General features: G+C 61.0%; 16 protein-coding genes. 10 read left to right on the plus strand and 6 right to left on the minus strand.

The features are described from left to right. The first annotated feature begins 124 nt into the window (after positions 1–124). A complete protein-coding gene (locus tag PBDP_RS21655; protein WP_046065644.1) occupies positions 125–733 on the plus strand; it encodes a TetR/AcrR family transcriptional regulator in 609 nt (202 codons plus the stop codon). Positions 734–866: 133 nt separating this feature from the next. Here the strand turns inward: PBDP_RS21655 and PBDP_RS21660 are convergent, their stop codons facing one another. Further along, positions 867–1,325: an REP-associated tyrosine transposase gene (locus PBDP_RS21660; protein ID WP_176689637.1), complete on the minus strand. Its 459-nt coding sequence runs from the start codon at positions 1,323–1,325 to the stop codon at positions 867–869. Positions 1,326–1,540: 215 nt separating this feature from the next. Continuing rightward, positions 1,541–1,981, minus strand: coding sequence for a GlcG/HbpS family heme-binding protein (locus PBDP_RS21665; protein ID WP_212801290.1), 441 nt, complete (start codon positions 1,979–1,981; stop codon positions 1,541–1,543). A gap of 267 nt (positions 1,982–2,248) precedes the next feature. Between PBDP_RS21665 and gcl the strand changes: the two genes are divergently transcribed. The 9 genes from gcl to PBDP_RS21710 all read left to right on the plus strand — a co-directional run bounded on the left by gcl (position 2,249) and on the right by PBDP_RS21710 (position 13,200). Beyond that, positions 2,249–4,024 carry a glyoxylate carboligase gene (gene gcl, locus PBDP_RS21670; RefSeq protein ID WP_212801291.1) on the plus strand — a complete coding sequence of 592 codons (1,776 nt, stop codon included), beginning with the start codon at positions 2,249–2,251 and terminating at the stop codon, positions 4,022–4,024. Between the two features lie 136 nt (positions 4,025–4,160). Next, the gene (hyi, locus tag PBDP_RS21675; RefSeq protein ID WP_116833189.1) at positions 4,161–4,934 is read left to right on the plus strand and encodes a hydroxypyruvate isomerase; all 774 of its coding nucleotides are present in this window, start codon (positions 4,161–4,163) and stop codon (positions 4,932–4,934) included. Between the two features lie 138 nt (positions 4,935–5,072). Continuing rightward, the gene (locus PBDP_RS21680; RefSeq protein ID WP_212801292.1) at positions 5,073–5,963 is read left to right on the plus strand and encodes a 2-hydroxy-3-oxopropionate reductase; all 891 of its coding nucleotides are present in this window, start codon (positions 5,073–5,075) and stop codon (positions 5,961–5,963) included. Between the two features lie 148 nt (positions 5,964–6,111). Next, entirely contained in the window at positions 6,112–7,392 is a 1,281-nt protein-coding gene (locus tag PBDP_RS21685) for a glycerate kinase type-2 family protein (RefSeq protein ID WP_212801293.1), read from the plus strand. Then, positions 7,382–8,797, plus strand: a complete 1,416-nt coding sequence (pyk, locus tag PBDP_RS21690) for a pyruvate kinase (protein WP_212801294.1) — start codon at positions 7,382–7,384, stop codon at positions 8,795–8,797. Before PBDP_RS21685 ends, pyk begins: the two co-directional genes overlap by 11 nt. A gap of 126 nt (positions 8,798–8,923) precedes the next feature. Beyond that, positions 8,924–9,823, plus strand: a complete 900-nt coding sequence (locus PBDP_RS21695; protein WP_212801295.1) for an urea transporter — start codon at positions 8,924–8,926, stop codon at positions 9,821–9,823. Between the two features lie 20 nt (positions 9,824–9,843). Next, entirely contained in the window at positions 9,844–10,668 is an 825-nt protein-coding gene (locus PBDP_RS21700; RefSeq protein ID WP_109754475.1) for an ion transporter, read from the plus strand. A gap of 94 nt (positions 10,669–10,762) precedes the next feature. After that, positions 10,763–11,761, plus strand: coding sequence for a sulfate ABC transporter substrate-binding protein (locus tag PBDP_RS21705; RefSeq protein ID WP_109754476.1), 999 nt, complete (start codon positions 10,763–10,765; stop codon positions 11,759–11,761). Between the two features lie 251 nt (positions 11,762–12,012). Continuing rightward, positions 12,013–13,200 carry an MFS transporter gene (locus PBDP_RS21710; protein WP_109754477.1) on the plus strand — a complete coding sequence of 396 codons (1,188 nt, stop codon included), beginning with the start codon at positions 12,013–12,015 and terminating at the stop codon, positions 13,198–13,200. A gap of 59 nt (positions 13,201–13,259) precedes the next feature. Here PBDP_RS21710 and PBDP_RS21715 read toward each other — a convergent pair whose 3' ends face one another. The 4 genes from PBDP_RS21715 to PBDP_RS21730 form a co-directional block, all read right to left on the minus strand. Continuing rightward, entirely contained in the window at positions 13,260–13,451 is a 192-nt protein-coding gene (locus PBDP_RS21715; protein WP_003204476.1) for a PLDc N-terminal domain-containing protein, read from the minus strand. A gap of 71 nt (positions 13,452–13,522) precedes the next feature. Continuing rightward, entirely contained in the window at positions 13,523–14,053 is a 531-nt protein-coding gene (locus PBDP_RS21720; RefSeq protein ID WP_109754478.1) for a hypothetical protein, read from the minus strand. A gap of 191 nt (positions 14,054–14,244) precedes the next feature. Beyond that, positions 14,245–14,763: an ankyrin repeat domain-containing protein gene (locus tag PBDP_RS21725; RefSeq protein WP_109754479.1), complete on the minus strand. Its 519-nt coding sequence runs from the start codon at positions 14,761–14,763 to the stop codon at positions 14,245–14,247. A gap of 94 nt (positions 14,764–14,857) precedes the next feature. Next, positions 14,858–16,684, minus strand: a complete 1,827-nt coding sequence (locus tag PBDP_RS21730; protein ID WP_212801296.1) for a long-chain-acyl-CoA synthetase — start codon at positions 16,682–16,684, stop codon at positions 14,858–14,860. Positions 16,685–16,998: the final 314 nt, after the last annotated feature.

Raw genomic sequence — 16,998 nt, forward strand, 5'->3', positions numbered from 1 at the left:
CTCCTTGAACAATAATGCTGCGCAGCATACCGCGAGCAGCGCCCCCATAGGGCATTCTTGAGCGCCGCGCGAGGCCGGTGCTACCATGCGCCACCGCCAGAATAGGCAAGGAACCCCTGGGTTTATGAGCACGATCCGCGAGCGCAACAAAGAATTGATCCTGCGTGCCGCCAGCGAAGAATTTGCCGACAAGGGCTTCGCCGCGACCAAGACCAGCGACATCGCGGCCAAGGCAGGCCTGCCCAAACCCAACGTCTACTACTATTTCAAATCCAAGGAAAACCTCTACCGCGAGGTCCTGGAAAGCATCATCGAGCCGATTCTCCAGGCTTCGACACCGTTCAATGCCGACGGCGTGCCCGGTGAAGTGCTGAGCCATTACATCCGCTCCAAGATCCGCATCTCCCGCGACCTGCCCTTCGCCTCGAAAGTCTTCGCCAGCGAGATCATGCACGGCGCCCCGCACCTGAGCCCCGACCTGGTGGAACAACTCAACGCCCAGGCCCGGCACAACATCGATTGCATCCAGACCTGGATCGACCGCGGCCAGATCGCCCCCATCGACCCCAACCACCTGATGTTCAGCATCTGGGCCGCCACCCAGACCTATGCCGATTTCGACTGGCAGATCAGCGCCGTGACCGGCAAGGCCAAGCTCGATGAAGCGGATTACGAAGCGGCGGCGCAGACGATTATCCGGTTGGTGTTGAAGGGGTGTGAGGTGGATCGCTAGGCTCAGGACCGAGTAGCCGCCATCGCGAGCAGGCTCGCTCCCACAGGGTTCTGCTGTGAATGTAGATTCTGCGAGCAACCTAAATCCCTTGTGGGAGCGAGCCTGCTCGCGATAGCGGTAACTCGATTTCATGTCAAAGCCAAATGGCATCCCACAGCGGATAATCGCCAAGTCGCTTCACCAGGCCAGCCCGCAATGGGTTAGCGACGACATAGCGAGCCATTATTATCAACTCGTCCTCCCGCCGCAGGGCCCGGTCATGAAATCCTTGCTGCCAAAGGCTGACTTTATTACCCAGGCGCAGATTTACAGCTTTGGTACTCAATGATTTGGTCCTTTGCATCAACTCACTCAAAGATCCCCTGCGCAATTCGATCAACCAATGGAAATGATCAGGCATGACCACCCAGGCCAATGAGTCGGCCCAGCCTTGTTCCTGAGCTTTTCGAAATTGCTCAACGACCAATCTACCCAGGACAACGTCCTTAAAAACTGGTACGCGGCCAGATGTGTTGGTGGTCAGTAAATAAACCCGACTGGATTCGGCGTAGCGACCGAGGCGCAGTTTATGTGAAGCAGGTGAACCAGGCATTCCTTGCCCCTTTAATGATTGACTCATGAAGAAGGCTAGATCTGTGAATGCCTGGATAGGAGGCAAACTTTTTAGCTTGATGTGTCTGCTAGATGGCCATCGCGAGCAGGCTCGCTCCCACAGTGTGGATTTGCGGCGTTTGCAGAATCTGTGCCCAACTCCACCCTCTGTGGGAGCGAGCCTGCTCACGATAGCGAACGATCAACCACCGCAAATCAAATAGTAACCCCCACATCCGCCCTCAACAGCAGCGCCTCCACGGCCCTGACCGCCACCTGCTCATCCACATCCGAAACATCCCCACTGACACCAATCGCCCCCAGCACCCTCCCATCCTGATCCCTGATCAACACCCCACCCGGGGCCGGTACGACGCTGCCCTGCCCCAACCCATTCAACGCGGCAAAGAACGCCGGGCGTTGCTGGGCGTCCTGGGCGAGCAGGCGCGAGCCTTTGCCCAGGGCGATGGCGCCCCAGGCCTTGCCGATGGCGATTTGTGGGCGCAGCAGGCTGGCGCCGTCTTCGCGTTGCAAGGCAACCAGGTGCCCGCCGCTGTCCAGGACCGCGACGGTCAAGGGTGCGGCGCTGATTTCACGACCCGCGGCAAGGGCCTGCCCCGCCAGGTTGACGGCAATTTCCAAGGTTAGAACGCTCATGGGTGCTGTCCTTCTTTTGTTATGGGAGAGCCTTGCTGGCTTCACTTTCAGCAAAACCGAACACAACAAATAGAACACAACATCACATATTTTTGTATACAATAATTTTCTCAATTTCCATCAAGTGATGAAATACCGCAGCAAAACCTAGGTTCAGACGAATGAAACAGGCGCTTGAGGAAATGGATTGACCTACGCCGTTTGCCGTGAATACACTCTACGCAAAGCCACTTGTATACAATTACAAAACGTAAGAGGCACAAAACTATGAGCAAAATGAGAGCAATCGAAGCCGCCGTCCTGGTGATGCGCCGTGAAGGCGTGGACACCGCCTTCGGCATCCCGGGTGCTGCAATCAACCCGCTGTACTCGGCCTTGCAGAAGGTGGGTGGCATCGATCACGTCCTCGCTCGCCACGTTGAAGGTGCCTCGCACATGGCCGAGGGTTACACCCGGACCAAGGCTGGCAACATCGGCGTATGCATTGGCACCTCGGGGCCGGCCGGCACCGACATGGTGACCGGGCTCTACAGCGCTTCGGCCGATTCGATCCCGATCCTGTGCATCACCGGGCAAGCACCCCGCGCCCGCATGCACAAGGAAGACTTCCAGGCCGTGGATATCACCAGCATCGTCAAGCCGGTGACCAAGTGGGCGACCACCGTGCTGGAGCCGGGCCAAGTGCCGTACGCGTTTCAGAAAGCCTTCTATGAAATGCGTTCCGGCCGGCCGGGCCCGGTGCTGATCGACCTGCCGTTCGATGTGCAGATGGCCGAGATCGAATTCGACATCGACGCCTACCAACCGCTGCCCCTGGCCAAACCCGCGGCCAACCGCGTGCAGATCGAGAAAGCCCTGGCGATGCTCAATCAGGCTGAGCGGCCATTGCTGGTGGCCGGCGGCGGCATCATCAATGCCGATGCCAGCGAGCTGCTGGTGGAGTTCGCCGAGTTGACCGGCATCCCCGTCATCCCTACCTTGATGGGCTGGGGCACCATTCCCGACGATCATCCGCAGATGGTCGGCATGGTCGGCCTGCAAACCTCCCACCGCTACGGCAACGCCACCTTGCTCAAATCGGACCTGGTGCTGGGCGTCGGCAACCGCTGGGCCAACCGTCATACCGGTTCGGTGGACGTCTACACCGAAGGCCGCACGTTCATTCACGTGGACATCGAGCCGACCCAGATCGGCCGCGTATTCACGCCCGACCTGGGCATCGTTTCCGACGCCGCCTCGGCCCTGACGGTGTTCATCGAAGTGGCCCGCGAGTGGCAAGCCGCCGGCAAACTGAAAAACCGCAGCGCCTGGCTGCAAGACTGCCAGCAACGCAAGGCCAGCCTGCAGCGCAAGACCCACTTCGACAACGTGCCGGTCAAGCCACAGCGTGTGTATGAAGAAATGAACCAGGTGTTCGGCAAGGACACCTGCTACGTCAGCACCATCGGCCTGTCACAGATCGCCGGGGCGCAATTCCTCCATGTCTATAAGCCACGGCACTGGATCAACTGCGGCCAGGCCGGCCCGTTGGGCTGGACCATTCCGGCCGCGCTGGGGGTGGTCAAGGCCGACCCCAGTCGCAAGGTCGTCGCGCTGTCGGGTGACTATGATTTCCAGTTCATGATCGAAGAGCTGGCGGTGGGAGCGCAGTTCAAGCTGCCTTACATCCACGTCGTGGTAAATAACTCCTACCTGGGCCTGATTCGCCAGGCCCAACGCGGGTTCGACATGGACTACTGTGTGCAACTGTCCTTCGACAACCTCAACGCCCCGGAACTCAACGGCTATGGCGTGGACCACATCGCCGTGGCCGAAGGCCTGGGGTGCAAGGCGCTGCGGGTGTTCGAACCGGCCGGTATCCAACCGGCCCTGCGCCAGGCCCAGGCGATGATCGAGGAGTTCAAGGTGCCGGTGATCGTCGAGATCATCCTGGAGCGGGTCACCAATATTTCCATGGGCACCGAGATCAACGCTGTCAATGAGTTTGAAGACCTGGCGCTGGTGGGTAACGATGCGCCGACGGCCATTTCGTTGCTCGATTGAGCGCAGATGCCCTCCTGTGGGAGCGAGCTTGCTCGCGATAGCGGTGGGTCAGTGCCGGTGATGTTGGCTGTACCGCCGTCATCGCGAGCAGGCTCGCTCCCACAAAGGGCCTTGAAAATATTTAAAGGAGATCACCATGCCGCGTTTCGCCGCCAACCTGTCCATGCTGTTCACCGAGCAGGATTTCCTCGCCCGTTTCGAAGCCGCCGCCAAGGCCGGTTTCACGGGCGTCGAATACCTGTTCCCTTACGACTACAGCTCCGCCGAACTCAAGGCCTTGCTCGATGCCAACGGCCTGGCCCAAGTACTGTTCAACCTGCCAGCCGGCGACTGGGCCAAGGGCGAGCGCGGTATTGCCTGCCTGCCGGACCGGGTCGAGGAATTCCGCGCCGGTGTCGACCTGGCGATTGCCTACGCCCAGGTGCTGGGCAACACCCAAGTCAACTGCTTGTCGGGAATTCGTCCGCAGAACTGCTCTGAAACCCTGGTGGAGAAAACCTTCGTCGCCAACTTGAAGTACGCCGCCGAGAAGCTGCAAGCCAAGGGCATCAAGCTGGTCATGGAAGCCATCAACACCCGCGACATTCCCGGTTTCTATCTGAACAACACCGCCCAGGCCCTGGCGATTCGCGAGCAAGTGGGCAGCGCCAACCTGTTCCTGCAATACGACATCTACCACATGCAAATCATGGAGGGAGACCTGGCCCGTACCCTGGAAAGCAACCTGGCGGCGATCAACCACGTGCAACTGGCGGATAACCCCGGTCGCAACGAGCCGGGCACGGGCGAGATCAACTACCGCTTCCTGTTCGAACACCTGGACCGCATCGGCTACCAGGGTTGGGTCGGCTGCGAATACAAGCCGCTGACCAGCACCGAAGCGGGATTGGGCTGGTTGAAAACCTTGTGAGAGCGAGCCTGCTCGCGATAGCGGTAGTCCAGCCAGCATCTTTGTTGAATGTAGAACCGCCATCGCGAGCAGGCTCGCTCCCACAAAAAAACTGTCTCCCATTTGCTTGAAGCAATACAAAAACAAGAGGATTTCCCCATGGCTAAAATCGGATTCATCGGCACCGGCATCATGGGCCACCCCATGGCCTTGAACCTGCAAAAGGCCGGGCACAGCCTGTTCCTGTCCCAGCACCACGACGCGGCCCCGGCCGATCTGCTGGCCAGCGGCGCGGTGGCGTTGGCCAACCCGAAGGAAGTGGCCCAGGAAGCCGAGTTCATCATCGTCATGGTCCCGGACACCCCGCAGGTCGATGACGTGCTGTTCCGCGCCGATGGCGTGGCGGCTGGCGTGGGAGCGGGCAAGATCGTGATCGACATGAGTTCGATCTCCCCCACCGCCACCAAGGCATTCGCGGCGAAGATCAATGAAAAAGGCGCCCAGTACCTCGACGCCCCGGTGTCCGGCGGTGAAGTCGGGGCCAAGGCTGCGACCCTGAGCATCATGGTCGGTGGCGACAGCGCCGCTTTCGAGCGCGCTCTGCCGCTGTTCCAGGCCATGGGCAAGAACATCACCCTGGTGGGCGGTAACGGCGACGGCCAGACCGCCAAAGTGGCGAATCAGATCATCGTCGCCCTGAACATCCAGGCCGTGGCCGAAGCCCTGTTGTTCGCCGCGAAAAACGGCGCCGACCCCGCCAAAGTCCGTGAAGCCCTGATGGGCGGCTTCGCTTCGTCGAAGATCCTCGAAGTGCATGGCGAGCGCATGATCAAGGGTACCTTCGACCCGGGCTTCCGCATCAGCCTGCACCAGAAGGACCTGAACCTGGCCCTGCAAGGCGCCAGGGAACTGAACATCAACCTGCCCAACACCGCCAATGCCCAGCAAGTGTTCAGCACCTGCGCGGCCATCGGTGGCAGCAACTGGGATCACTCGGCGTTGATCAAGGGGCTGGAACATATGGCCAGTTTCTCCATTCGCGATAACTGACATACCCCATAACCCTGTGGGAGCGAGCCTGCTCGCGATAGCGGACTTTCAGTCGACATCGATGTTGGATGTCAGATCCTCATCGCGAGCAGGCTCGCTCCCACAGGTCATGCGTCACTCAGCCAATAATAAGAATCGGGAGCCCGCCATGTCGGTCGATCCGCAACAATTGCTGCGCGAGCTGTTTGCCACAGCCATCGACGCGGCCCATCCGCAGCACGTCCTTGAACGCTATCTGCCAACCGATCGCAGCGGTCGGGTGATCGTCATCGGCGCCGGCAAGGCGGCCGCCGCCATGGCCCAAGTGGTCGAGCGCTGCTGGCAGGGCGAAGTCTCTGGCCTGGTGGTGACCCGCTACGGCCATGGCGCGCCCTGCCAGAAAATCGAAGTCGTGGAGGCCGCCCACCCGGTGCCTGATGCCGCTGGCCTGGCCGTGGCCCAGCGGGTACTGGACATGGTGAGCAACCTCAGCGAAAACGATCGCGTCATCTTCCTGCTGTCTGGCGGCGGTTCTGCCCTGCTCGCCTTGCCCGCCGAAGGCATCACCCTGGCCGACAAACAATCGATCAATAAAGCCTTGCTCAAGTCCGGTGCGACCATCGGCGAGATGAATTGCGTGCGCAAGCATCTCTCGGCGATCAAGGGCGGACGCCTGGGCAAGGCTTGCTGGCCGGCGACGGTCTACACCTACGCAATCTCCGACGTACCGGGGGACCTCGCCACGGTCATCGCCTCCGGCCCCACCGTGGCCGATCCGAGCACATCGGTCGAAGCCCTGGCGATCCTCAAGCGCTACCACATCGATGTGCCGGCCTCGGTGCGCCACTGGTTGCAAAGCCCCGAATCGGAAACCGTCAAACCCGGCGACCCAAGCCTGGCCCGCAGCCACTTCCAATTGATCGCCCGTCCCCAGCAATCGCTGGAAGCGGCGGCGGTAAAGGCGCGCCAGGCTGGTTTCAGCCCATTGATCCTCGGCGACCTGGAAGGTGAATCCCGGGAAGTGGCGAAAGTCCACGCTGGCATCGCCCGGCAGATCGCCTTGCATGGCCAGCCACTGGCGGCGCCGTGCGTGATCCTCTCCGGTGGCGAAACCACCGTCACCGTGCGCGGCAATGGCCGTGGCGGACGCAACGCCGAATTCCTGCTGAGCCTGACCGACAGCCTCAAGGGCCACCCTGGCATCTACGCGCTGGCCGGCGACACGGACGGCATCGATGGTTCCGAAGACAACGCCGGCGCCCTCATGACCCCGGACAGCTATCGCCGCGCCGCCGAACTGGGCCTGAGCGCCAGCGACGAGCTGGATAACAACAATGGCTACGGCTACTTCGCCGCCCTGGATGGGTTGATCGTCACTGAACCGACCCGCACCAACGTCAACGACTTTCGCGCCATCCTGATCCTCGAGGAGCCCAACCATGACGCCTGATAAAAAGGTCAAGATCCTCGCGACCCTCGGCCCCGCCACCCGTGGCATCGATGACATCCGCGAGCTGGTACAGGCTGGCGTGAACATCTTCCGTCTGAACTTCAGCCACGGCGAGCATACCGACCACGCCCAGCGCTACCAGTGGATTCGTGACGTCGAGAAGCAGCTCAATTACCCGCTGGGTATTCTCATGGACCTGCAAGGCCCGAAGCTGCGGGTTGGCCGATTCGCCGACGGCAAGGTCCTGCTGCAACGCGGCCAGGCCCTGCGCCTGGACCTGGACCCGACGCCCGGTGATCAACACCGGGTCAACCTGCCTCACCCGGAAATCATCGCGGCCCTGGAGCCCGGCATGGACCTGCTGCTGGACGACGGTAAGTTGCGCCTGCGCGTGACTGCCAGGCACGCCGACGCCATCGATACCGAAGTGCTCAATGGCGGTGAGTTGTCCGACCGCAAAGGTGTGAACGTGCCCCAGGCCGTGCTCGACCTGAGCCCGCTGACGGCCAAGGACCGGCGTGACTTGAATTTCGGCCTGGAACTGGGCGTGGACTGGGTAGCGCTGTCGTTCGTGCAGCGCCCCGAGGACATCCGCGAAGCCCGGGCGCTGATCGGCGACAAGGCGTTCCTGATGGCGAAGATCGAGAAGCCATCGGCGGTGACCCAACTGCGGGAAATCGCCGAATTGAGCGACGCAATCATGGTGGCTCGCGGAGACTTGGGCGTCGAGGTGCCGGCCGAGAGCGTGCCGCAGATCCAGAAGAACATCATCGGCACCTGTCGCGCCCTCGGCAAACCGGTAGTGGTGGCGACCCAGATGCTCGAATCGATGCGTTTCTCCCCGGCACCCACCCGTGCGGAAGTCACCGACGTAGCCAACGCCGTGGCCGAAGGGGCCGATGCGGTGATGCTATCGGCGGAAACCGCTTCAGGCGATTACCCACTCGAAGCCGTGCAGATGATGAGCAAGATCATCCGCCAGGTGGAAAGCGGTCCCGACTACCAGTCTCAACTGGACGTCAGCCGGCCGAAAGCCGAAGCCACGGTGTCGGATGCCATCAGCTGCGCGATCCGGCGCATCAGCAGCATCCTGCCGGTGGCGGTGCTGGTGAACTACAGCGAGTCCGGCAGTTCCAGCCTGCGCGCGGCACGGGAACGGCCGACGGTGCCGATCCTCAACCTCACGCCGAACCTGCAGGCCGCCCGCCGCCTGACCGTGGCCTGGGGCGTGCACTCGGTGGTCAATGATCGGCTGCGGCAGGTCGATGAGGTGTGTTCCACCGCTCTGGAAATTGCCCAGGCCCAGGGCATGGCCCAGCGTGGCGATACCTTGCTGATCACAGCGGGCGTACCGTTCGGGCAGCCGGGGTCGACCAATTCGTTGCGCATTGAGACGTTGCTCTAGCGCCTGTACTGGCCACATCGCGAGCAGGCTCGCTCCCACAGGAGGTTTTGTGATCGCCGCAAATCCAGTGCGTGGGAGCGAGCCTGCTCGCGATGAGGGCAACTCGGTCCATCAGACATATCCGCCATGCCCCATACCCACTGCCCCGACTGGGCCACCGCCCTGCTCAACGGTTTCAGCCAGATCTTCCTCCAGCGCCATCCGCTGTGCGGCCTGCTGTGCCTGCTGGCGATTCTGCTCACTGCACCCGCCCTGGTCGGTGGCGCGTTGCTGGGTGGGGTGGCCGGGTTGCTCACGGCCCAGCGACGCGGTTACGCCAAGGCTGACCGGCAAGCCGGCCTGTTCAGCTACAACGGCATCCTGCTGGGCTTGTTGCTGAGTCTTGTATTGCCCTGGTCCGTGCTGTTACCACCGCTGATCATTGCCGCAGGCGGTCTCGGCGCAATGCTGACCCAGCAATGGCTCAAGCGCACCCGAGGCCCTCAGTGCCTGCCCGCCTACACCGCGCCCTTTGTAGGGTTGGCTTGGCTGCTGATGGGCTTCACCCTGCCGCCGTCCCCCGGCACCTCGATTGAAATGACGATACCCAACCTGCTGGCCGCTCATTTGAGCGGGCTGGGCCAAGTCATGTTTCTCGGCCACCCTGCCGCCGGTGCACTGATTGTGGTGGGCCTGCTACTGGCCGACCGTCGCGCCGCCGGTTGGGCATTGTTCGGTTCCGCCGCCGGCCTTGCCTGCGCATTGTTACAGCATGAGAACCCAACCGCCCTTTCCGGCCTGGGCGGTTACAACCCGGCGTTGGTGGCGCTGGCCCTCAGCCAACAACGCCGCCCATGGCTGCCGCTGATGGGCATCCTCCTGGCGGTTTTGCTCACGCCAGGCTTTATCGCCCTCGATCTGCCGCCCCTGACCGCACCGTTCATCCTCGCCTGCTGGTTGATCCAGGCCACCGGCCGAGCGTGGCGCCAGGCCAGCCTCGACAGCGCGCCTTGCGCTCTGCGGGGCAATCGCCCTAGGCTTCGCTGATTCCGATTCAGGCGAAGATTATGCAAAGCAGCGACAACTGGCGTGAACGCCTCTACGTGATCATCTTCCAGACCGACACCGTGGCCGGCCGACGCTTCGACAGCACCCTGCTGTTGATCATCCTCGCCAGCCTGGTGATCGTGATGCTCGACAGCATCGACAGCGTGCACAAAAACTATGCGGCCCTGCTGGCCGGTATCGAGTGGGGCTTCACCTTCATCTTCATCGTCGAATACGGCCTGCGCCTGTACTGCTCGCCCAAGCCGTTGCGCTATGCCTTCAGTTTCTATGGCCTGGTGGATCTGCTGGCGATCGTGCCGGGGATCCTGGCGCTGTACTACAGCGATGCCCAATACCTGCTGATCATTCGGATCATCCGCATGCTGCGGATTTTCCGCGTGCTCAAGCTCAGTCCTTACCTCAAGCAAGCCAACTACCTGATGGCGGCGCTGCGGGGCAGCAAACAGAAAATCATTGTATTCCTGGTCAGCGTCTCGACCCTGGTGACCGTCTTCGGCACGCTGATGTATGTGATCGAAGGGCCTGAGCACGGTTTCACCAGCATTCCCAAGGGCATCTATTGGGCTATCGTGACACTGACCACCGTAGGCTTCGGCGACATCGTGCCCAAGACGCCACTGGGCCAGGTGGTGTCATCCCTGGTGATGATCACCGGTTACTCGATCATCGCCGTGCCAACGGGTATTTTCACGGCTGAACTGGCCACGGCCATGCGCGGTGACCAGCTCAAGCACGATTGCCCGGTGTGCAGCAAAAACAACCACGAACACGGTGCCGCTTTCTGCTCCCGCTGTGGCAATGCGTTGTTTAAGAAATTGGAATAAGCAAAGCACTTTTTAATGCTTGATGGCCTATTAGCTTGCCGCTAGTGTGCTGGCTAATTGCCCGGAACCCCTTTCAAATAAAAAGGAATTCGCAGTGAAGAACTTCTTTGGCGCCTCCCTTCTCGCCGCTGGCCTGGCCTTTGGCAACCTGGCTCACGCCGCCCCGACCCTGCTCAACGTTTCCTACGACGTGATGCGTGATTTCTACAAGGACTACAACACCGCCTTCCAGAAACATTGGCAAGCCGAGCACAACGAAAACATCACCGTGCAGATGTCATTCGGCGGTTCCAGCAAGCAGGCGCGCTCGGTGATCGACGGGCTGCCGGCGGACGTCATCACCATGAACATGGCCACCGACATCAACGCCCTGGCGGACAACGGCAAACTGGTGCCCGAAAACTGGGTCACCCGCCTGCCGAACAACAGCGCGCCGTTCACCTCGGCCACCGTATTCATCGTGCGCAAAGGCAACCCGAAAGCACTGAAAGATTGGCCTGACCTGCTCAAGGACGGTGTGCAGGTGATCGTGCCCAACCCGAAAACCTCCGGCAACGGTCGCTACACCTACCTGTCGGCCTGGGGCTACGTGCTCAAGAATGGCGGTGACGAGAACAAGGCCAAGGCCTTCGTCGGTAAGCTGTTCAAGCAGGCGCCGGTGCTCGACACCGGCGGTCGCGCCGCCACCACCACCTTCATGACCAACCAGATCGGCGATGTGCTGGTGACCTTTGAAAACGAAGCCGAGATGATCGCCCGCGAATTTGGCCGCGACCAGTTCGAAGTCATCTATCCGAGCGTTTCTGCCGAAGCCGAGCCACCGGTGAGCGTGGTCGATAAAGTGGTCGAGAAGAAAGGTTCTCGCGAGGCCGCCGAGGCCTACCTCAAGTACCTGTGGTCGCCCGAAGGCCAGGAAATCGCCGCCGCCAACTACCTGCGTCCACGGGACCCGGCGGTACTGGCCAAATACACCGACCGCTTCCCGAAAGTGGACTTCCTGTCCGTGGAAAAAACCTTCGGCGACTGGCGCACGGTGCAGAAGACTCACTTCAATGACGGTGGGATTTTCGACCAGATCTACAGCGGGCAGTGAGGCACTGATCGCATAGGGTTGCCAGAGAGCTTTTGTGGCGAGGGAGCTTGCTCCCGCTGGGTGGCGAAGCCGCCCTGAAAAACGATGAGCGCTTCGCACTCAAGCGGGAGCAAGCTCCCTCGCCACATAAAGCACTCATCACAGCAACCATCATCAACCACAGGCATGTCTGATATCAGCCACAAAGCTCTGTTCCAGAGCGGCACAACTCTTTAGCCTCACGTCATCTTTCCTGTTCTGACGAGATTGCCATGAGTGCCCACCCCGCCACCCTGACCCGAGGCATGGTCCTGCTGTTCGCCTTCTGCTGCGGAGCCATCGTCGCCAACATCTACTACGCCCAACCGATCATCGAACTGATCGCGCCGGATGTCGGCCTGAGCAGCACCATGGCCAGCCTGATCGTCTCGTTGACCCAGATCGGTTATGCCTTGGGCCTGTTTTTCCTGGTGCCGCTGGGGGACTTGCTGGAGAACCGCCGGCTGATGATCCTCACCACGCTGGTGGCGATTGCCAGCCTGTTGGGGGCGGCGTTCACTGACCAGCCGAATGTATTCTTGCTGGTCTCCCTGCTGGTGGGGTTCAGTTCAGTGTCGGTGCAAGTCCTGATTCCGTTGGCCGCGCACCTGGCGCCGGAAGAATCCCGGGGCCGGGTCGTCGGTGGGATCATGGGCGGCCTGCTGCTGGGGATCCTGTTGGCGCGGCCGATCTCCAGCGTCGTGGCCGATCACTTCGGCTGGCGGACCATGTTCATCATCGCCGCCGCGTTGATGGCCGCGATCAGCATCGTCCTGGCACTGACCGTGCCCAAGCGCCAACCCGACCATAGCGCCACTTATGGCCAACTGCTGGGCTCGCTCGGCACCCTGCTGCGCCAACAACCGTTGTTGCGGCAACGGGCTTTCTACCAAGCCTGCATGTTCGCCACGTTCAGCCTGTTCTGGACCGCCGTGCCGCTGGAACTGTCACGCGTCCATGGCCTGTCCCAGACTGAAATCGCCCTGTTCGCCCTGGTCGGTGCCATAGGCGCCATCGCCGCGCCCATCGCCGGTCGCCTGGCGGATGCCGGCCATACCCGCATTGCCTCGCTACTGGCGATGCTGTTCGCCAGCCTGAGCTTCCTGCCAGCGTTCATCCATCCGCTCTACAGCGTGATTGGCCTGGCGGTGACCGGGGTGGTCCTGGATTTTTGTGTGCAGATGAACATGGTCCTGGGCCAGCGCACCATCTACGCACTCGATGCCAAGAGCCGCAGCCGCCTGAATGCGCTGTACATGACCAGTATCTTCGTCGGTGGCGCCTTCGGCTCATCGATTGCCAGTGCGGTGTACGAACACGGCGGCTGGTTGTGGGTGGTGATCGTCGGCAGCGCCTTCCCGCTGTTGGCCTTGCTACGTTTCTTGAGCGCCTCGCAGAAACCTTCCCTGGCAACGGCCTGAATACCCACGCATAAAAAATGCCCGGTCGTTCGAAGCGACCGGGCATTGTTGTGGAGCGGTCAAATCCGCACGTTGCCACGCGGCCCGGCAATCGCCCAGATGATCAGGCCCAGCACTGGCAACAGCAGGATCAGCAGCACCCAGAGGATTTTCATCCCGGTTTCCGCGCCGCTCTTGAGTACATTGATGATCGCCCAGATATCGAGCGCCAGGATAATCAGGCCGACCAGGCCGTTGAAGGTGGAACCCATGGTGTCGCTCCCAAATGGTGATAGGCACCCTTAGGATAGCGGGCCCCAGGCAAGGGTTCCGTTTTATTGCTTCAGACGTGGACCGCGATCTTGAGGGCTTCCAGGGACGGCGCGGCGGCGATGCCGACTTCGGCACACAGTTGCAGTACCCGCGGCACGTCGTTGCCGTAGACCAGCACCATTTGCAATTCATCGTCGAGCAACTGGCTGAAGTTCATCAGCACGTAGCCGCCGTTTTCCTTGTTCAGGCTGCTCATCTGGATCTGGATACGGTTGAGCGCGGTCAAGGCTTCGGTTTTCGCCAGTTGCTTGGGCTTGAGATTGAACGCCACGCCGGGGCCGAACGAGGCGACGATCTGTTCGAACAGGTCCACGTAGGTGTCGGCCTGGAACAGCACGGTGTCCGGCAGGCTGCCCACTACCACCCACTCACCCAACGGGATAGGGAAGGTGTCGTCGTAGTTGATATCGGGGTTGGCCGCCAGGAAAGCTGTCGGATCGGCGTAGGCCTGGGCCGCTTCGTCGGCGATTCGCTCGATGTCAGCCTCGCCAAGGCAGCCGGAGCTGATTTTAGCGATGAGTTCGATGAGGGCGGCTTTCATGAGGGTGAATCCTGTGGCGAAGGGTGTTTTGAGGGCGGGCAGGATAACGCATTCGCATGCGAATTAGGATTGGAGAAGGACCTGTGGCGAACGAGCATTTTGTGGGAGCAAGGCTTGCCCGCGATGAAAACAACACGGTCTCTCTGGAGCCCAGTGCCTTTATCGCGAGCAAGCTTTGCTCCCACAGCCTATCAGCCCAACAACTTTTCCAACTGCGCCGTGGTGTCCACCGCCCCCATGGTCCTGGCCGCATCCAGGGCCGAGACGCCGTTGGCGTCCTTGGCTTTCGGATCAGCGCCTTTGCCGATCAGGTAGTCGACGATTTCCACCCGGTTGAACATCGCCGCCATCATCAGTGCGGTACGGCCATCGAAGGAGGCGCCTTCCACCTGCGCGCCGCCGTCCACCAGCGCCGAAACCACTGCCAGGTCGCCCTTGAACGCCGCACCGGCAATCGGGCTCTGGCCGTTGTCGTTGCGGATTTCCGGATCGGCCTTGTGCTCCAGCAGCACCTTCACCGTTTCCACATGCCCGTGGTAAGCGGCCAGCATCAAAAGGGTGTCACCCTTGTGGTTACGCAGGTTGGGCGGCAGGCCCTTGCTCAGCAGCGCGGCCATCATGGCTGCATCGCCCTGGCGTGCGACGTTGAACACCTGTTCGGCAAACTCCGCAGCCTCTTCCGGGGTCATCTGGCGGCTTGTATCGGACATGGGAAACTCCACTCGGGTCTTCGCAAAACGGCTAGTTTCCCGAGGGACCCGGGCGCTGTCATCCCTTTTTTCACTGTGCCCGCCATAGCCAGAATCAATAACGCAGTTGTCCGTCCCGGATCCGGGTCGCCAGTTGCCGATCCACCCGCACATAAGTATCGGTGCCCGGCAGCCAGGCATAGACCGGTTCATCCCCGGTGACGCATGGGTCGAACGCTTCGGCCTTGAGGCGGGTCTTCTGGTACTTGAAGGTGCCGGTGGTGTCCATTTTCACCTTGATGCGCAGGAACAGCGGCACGGCATAGGCGGGCAACTTGCATTGCAAGAACTGCAACAGCTCGCTGAAATCCAGGGTCGCCAGGGATTCGGACGGAGTGATCGCCGCCATGCCGGCACGGCCATTGGTGCCGTTGATCTCCACGCCGTAGGCCACCGCCTCGGCTACCTGGGGATGTTGCAGCAACACATTTTCGACTTCCGTAGTGGAGACGTTTTCGCCCTTCCAACGATAGGTATCACCGAGGCGATCAACGAACTGCCCATGCCCGAAGCCAATGTTACGCAACAGGTCGCCTGTGTTGAAATAACGGTCGCCCGGCGCAAAGACATCCCGGCAGATGGTTTTTTCGGTCAAGGCCTGCTCGGTGTAGCCGTCCAGCGGCGCCTTTTCGTCGATCCGCGCCAGCAGCAGGCCCGGTTGGCCCCTGGGCACTTTTTGCATACGACCCTGCAGGTTGCGCAACGGCAGGCCACTGTCATGATCGTACTGCACCAGTTCCCAGCCCATCAGGGAAAAGCCGACGGTGTTGTCGAAATTCAGGATGTTGGTAAAGCCGATATTGCCGTCGCTGGCCGCATACAGCTCGCAGATGTGGTCGATGCCGAAACGTGTCTTGAAGGTCGACCAGGCCCCGGGCCGCAGGCCGTTGCCGATCATTTTCTTCACACCGTGATGGCGGTCATCGGCAGCGACAGGCTGATCGATCAGGTAGCGGCACAACTCACCGACATAACCCAGCGTGGTCGCCCGGTAACGACGTACGTCGCTCCAGAACCGGCTGGCGCTGAACTTGCGCCGGATCGCAAATCCCGATGCACCACAGATCGCCGCGCCCCAGCACACGCACAGGCCCGTGGCGTGATACAGCGGCAAGGTGCAATACACGACATCGGCGGGTTGCATGTCCAGGGCGATCAGACCGAAGCTGGTGGCCGTGCGCATCCAGCGGCCATGGCGAAACACCCCGGCCTTGGGCAGCCCGGTGGTGCCCGAGGTGTAGAGATAAAAGCACGGGTCGTTACAGAAAACCTGCCGGCTGCACGCGGGGTTATCACCTGGGTAACCCTCGCATCCAGCCATCAGGTCGATAAAACCGGACGGGACGTCGGCACTGTCCTGATCCGCGACCCACCAGGTCCTGGCGCTCGATAACGCCGTTCGCTCTCGCACATCGTTGAAAGCCGCAACCCGTTCATCCCCGACCACTATCGCGACCGGATTGACCAAGGCCAGGCTGTGCACCAGCGCATCGCCGGTTTGCGAGGTATTGAGCATGGCACTGACCGCACCCACCTTCGCCATCGCCAACACGCTGATCAACAGCTGTGGCCGGTTCTCGATGAATATCGCCACGCAGTCGCCCTTGCCGATGCCCTGGGCCAACAGGTAATGGGCGATGCTATTGGCCTGGGCGTTGACCTGTGCATAACTCAACACTGTATCGCCGCACAGCAGCGCCGGGCCGTGGGGATTGCGTTGGGTGGCCTGTTCGAAACACCAGCCCAGGCCACAAGGCTGGGTCGGGTCCTGGACGTTGGCCTGCTTCATGCCTTTGACGATCCGGGGGACGGCTTTGGCGATGACTGGCAGCTTGCGCAGCATCATGCCCCAGGTAATAGCGTCGCTGGGTGTACGACTCATGGTGATCTTCCCCGTTCGACCTCGTGGGTCTCGGTTCTTGTTATGGGCTGGCGGTGATTTTGGCTCGAAAGTACGCCCGCGATTGCGACGCTGTACACGCGGTTTTTGCAATGTTTTGTATCCGCTGGCCGAGACAGGCGAAGCGTGAGCGCCGGAAAACGATTTGGTTCCAAAAATCCTTGCCCGACCACGCAAAATGCAGGATGCACGATGGCTATTCATGCAAGTTGCACGAAAGCGAAAATCCAACAAAAACGTAACTTATTGTTTTTAAATGGTTTTTTAGATAAGAAAATGCTGGCATAGACAGTGCA

It is taken from the genome of Pseudomonas sp. St290, from assembly GCF_018325805.1.
Lineage (GTDB): Bacteria > Pseudomonadota > Gammaproteobacteria > Pseudomonadales > Pseudomonadaceae > Aquipseudomonas > Aquipseudomonas bijieensis.

Bases quoted from the DNA above. Each gene is read 5' to 3' on its own strand.
- PBDP_RS21730 (WP_212801296.1), bottom strand. From the start codon at position 16,684: ATGAGTCGTACACCCAGCGACGCTATTACCTGGGGCATGATGCTGCGC.
- PBDP_RS21665 (WP_212801290.1), bottom strand. From the start codon at position 1,981: ATGAGCGTTCTAACCTTGGAAATTGCCGTCAACCTGGCGGGGCAGGCC.
- PBDP_RS21700 (WP_109754475.1), top strand. From the start codon at position 9,844: ATGCAAAGCAGCGACAACTGGCGTGAACGCCTCTACGTGATCATCTTC.
- PBDP_RS21695 (WP_212801295.1), top strand. From the start codon at position 8,924: ATGCCCCATACCCACTGCCCCGACTGGGCCACCGCCCTGCTCAACGGT.
- PBDP_RS21710 (WP_109754477.1), top strand. From the start codon at position 12,013: ATGAGTGCCCACCCCGCCACCCTGACCCGAGGCATGGTCCTGCTGTTC.
- PBDP_RS21720 (WP_109754478.1), bottom strand. From the start codon at position 14,053: ATGAAAGCCGCCCTCATCGAACTCATCGCTAAAATCAGCTCCGGCTGC.
- PBDP_RS21655 (WP_046065644.1), top strand. From the start codon at position 125: ATGAGCACGATCCGCGAGCGCAACAAAGAATTGATCCTGCGTGCCGCC.
- gcl (WP_212801291.1), top strand. From the start codon at position 2,249: ATGAGCAAAATGAGAGCAATCGAAGCCGCCGTCCTGGTGATGCGCCGT.
- PBDP_RS21715 (WP_003204476.1), bottom strand. From the start codon at position 13,451: ATGGGTTCCACCTTCAACGGCCTGGTCGGCCTGATTATCCTGGCGCTC.
- pyk (WP_212801294.1), top strand. From the start codon at position 7,382: ATGACGCCTGATAAAAAGGTCAAGATCCTCGCGACCCTCGGCCCCGCC.
- PBDP_RS21685 (WP_212801293.1), top strand. From the start codon at position 6,112: ATGTCGGTCGATCCGCAACAATTGCTGCGCGAGCTGTTTGCCACAGCC.
- PBDP_RS21725 (WP_109754479.1), bottom strand. From the start codon at position 14,763: ATGTCCGATACAAGCCGCCAGATGACCCCGGAAGAGGCTGCGGAGTTT.
- PBDP_RS21680 (WP_212801292.1), top strand. From the start codon at position 5,073: ATGGCTAAAATCGGATTCATCGGCACCGGCATCATGGGCCACCCCATG.
- PBDP_RS21660 (WP_176689637.1), bottom strand. From the start codon at position 1,325: ATGCCTGGTTCACCTGCTTCACATAAACTGCGCCTCGGTCGCTACGCC.
- hyi (WP_116833189.1), top strand. From the start codon at position 4,161: ATGCCGCGTTTCGCCGCCAACCTGTCCATGCTGTTCACCGAGCAGGAT.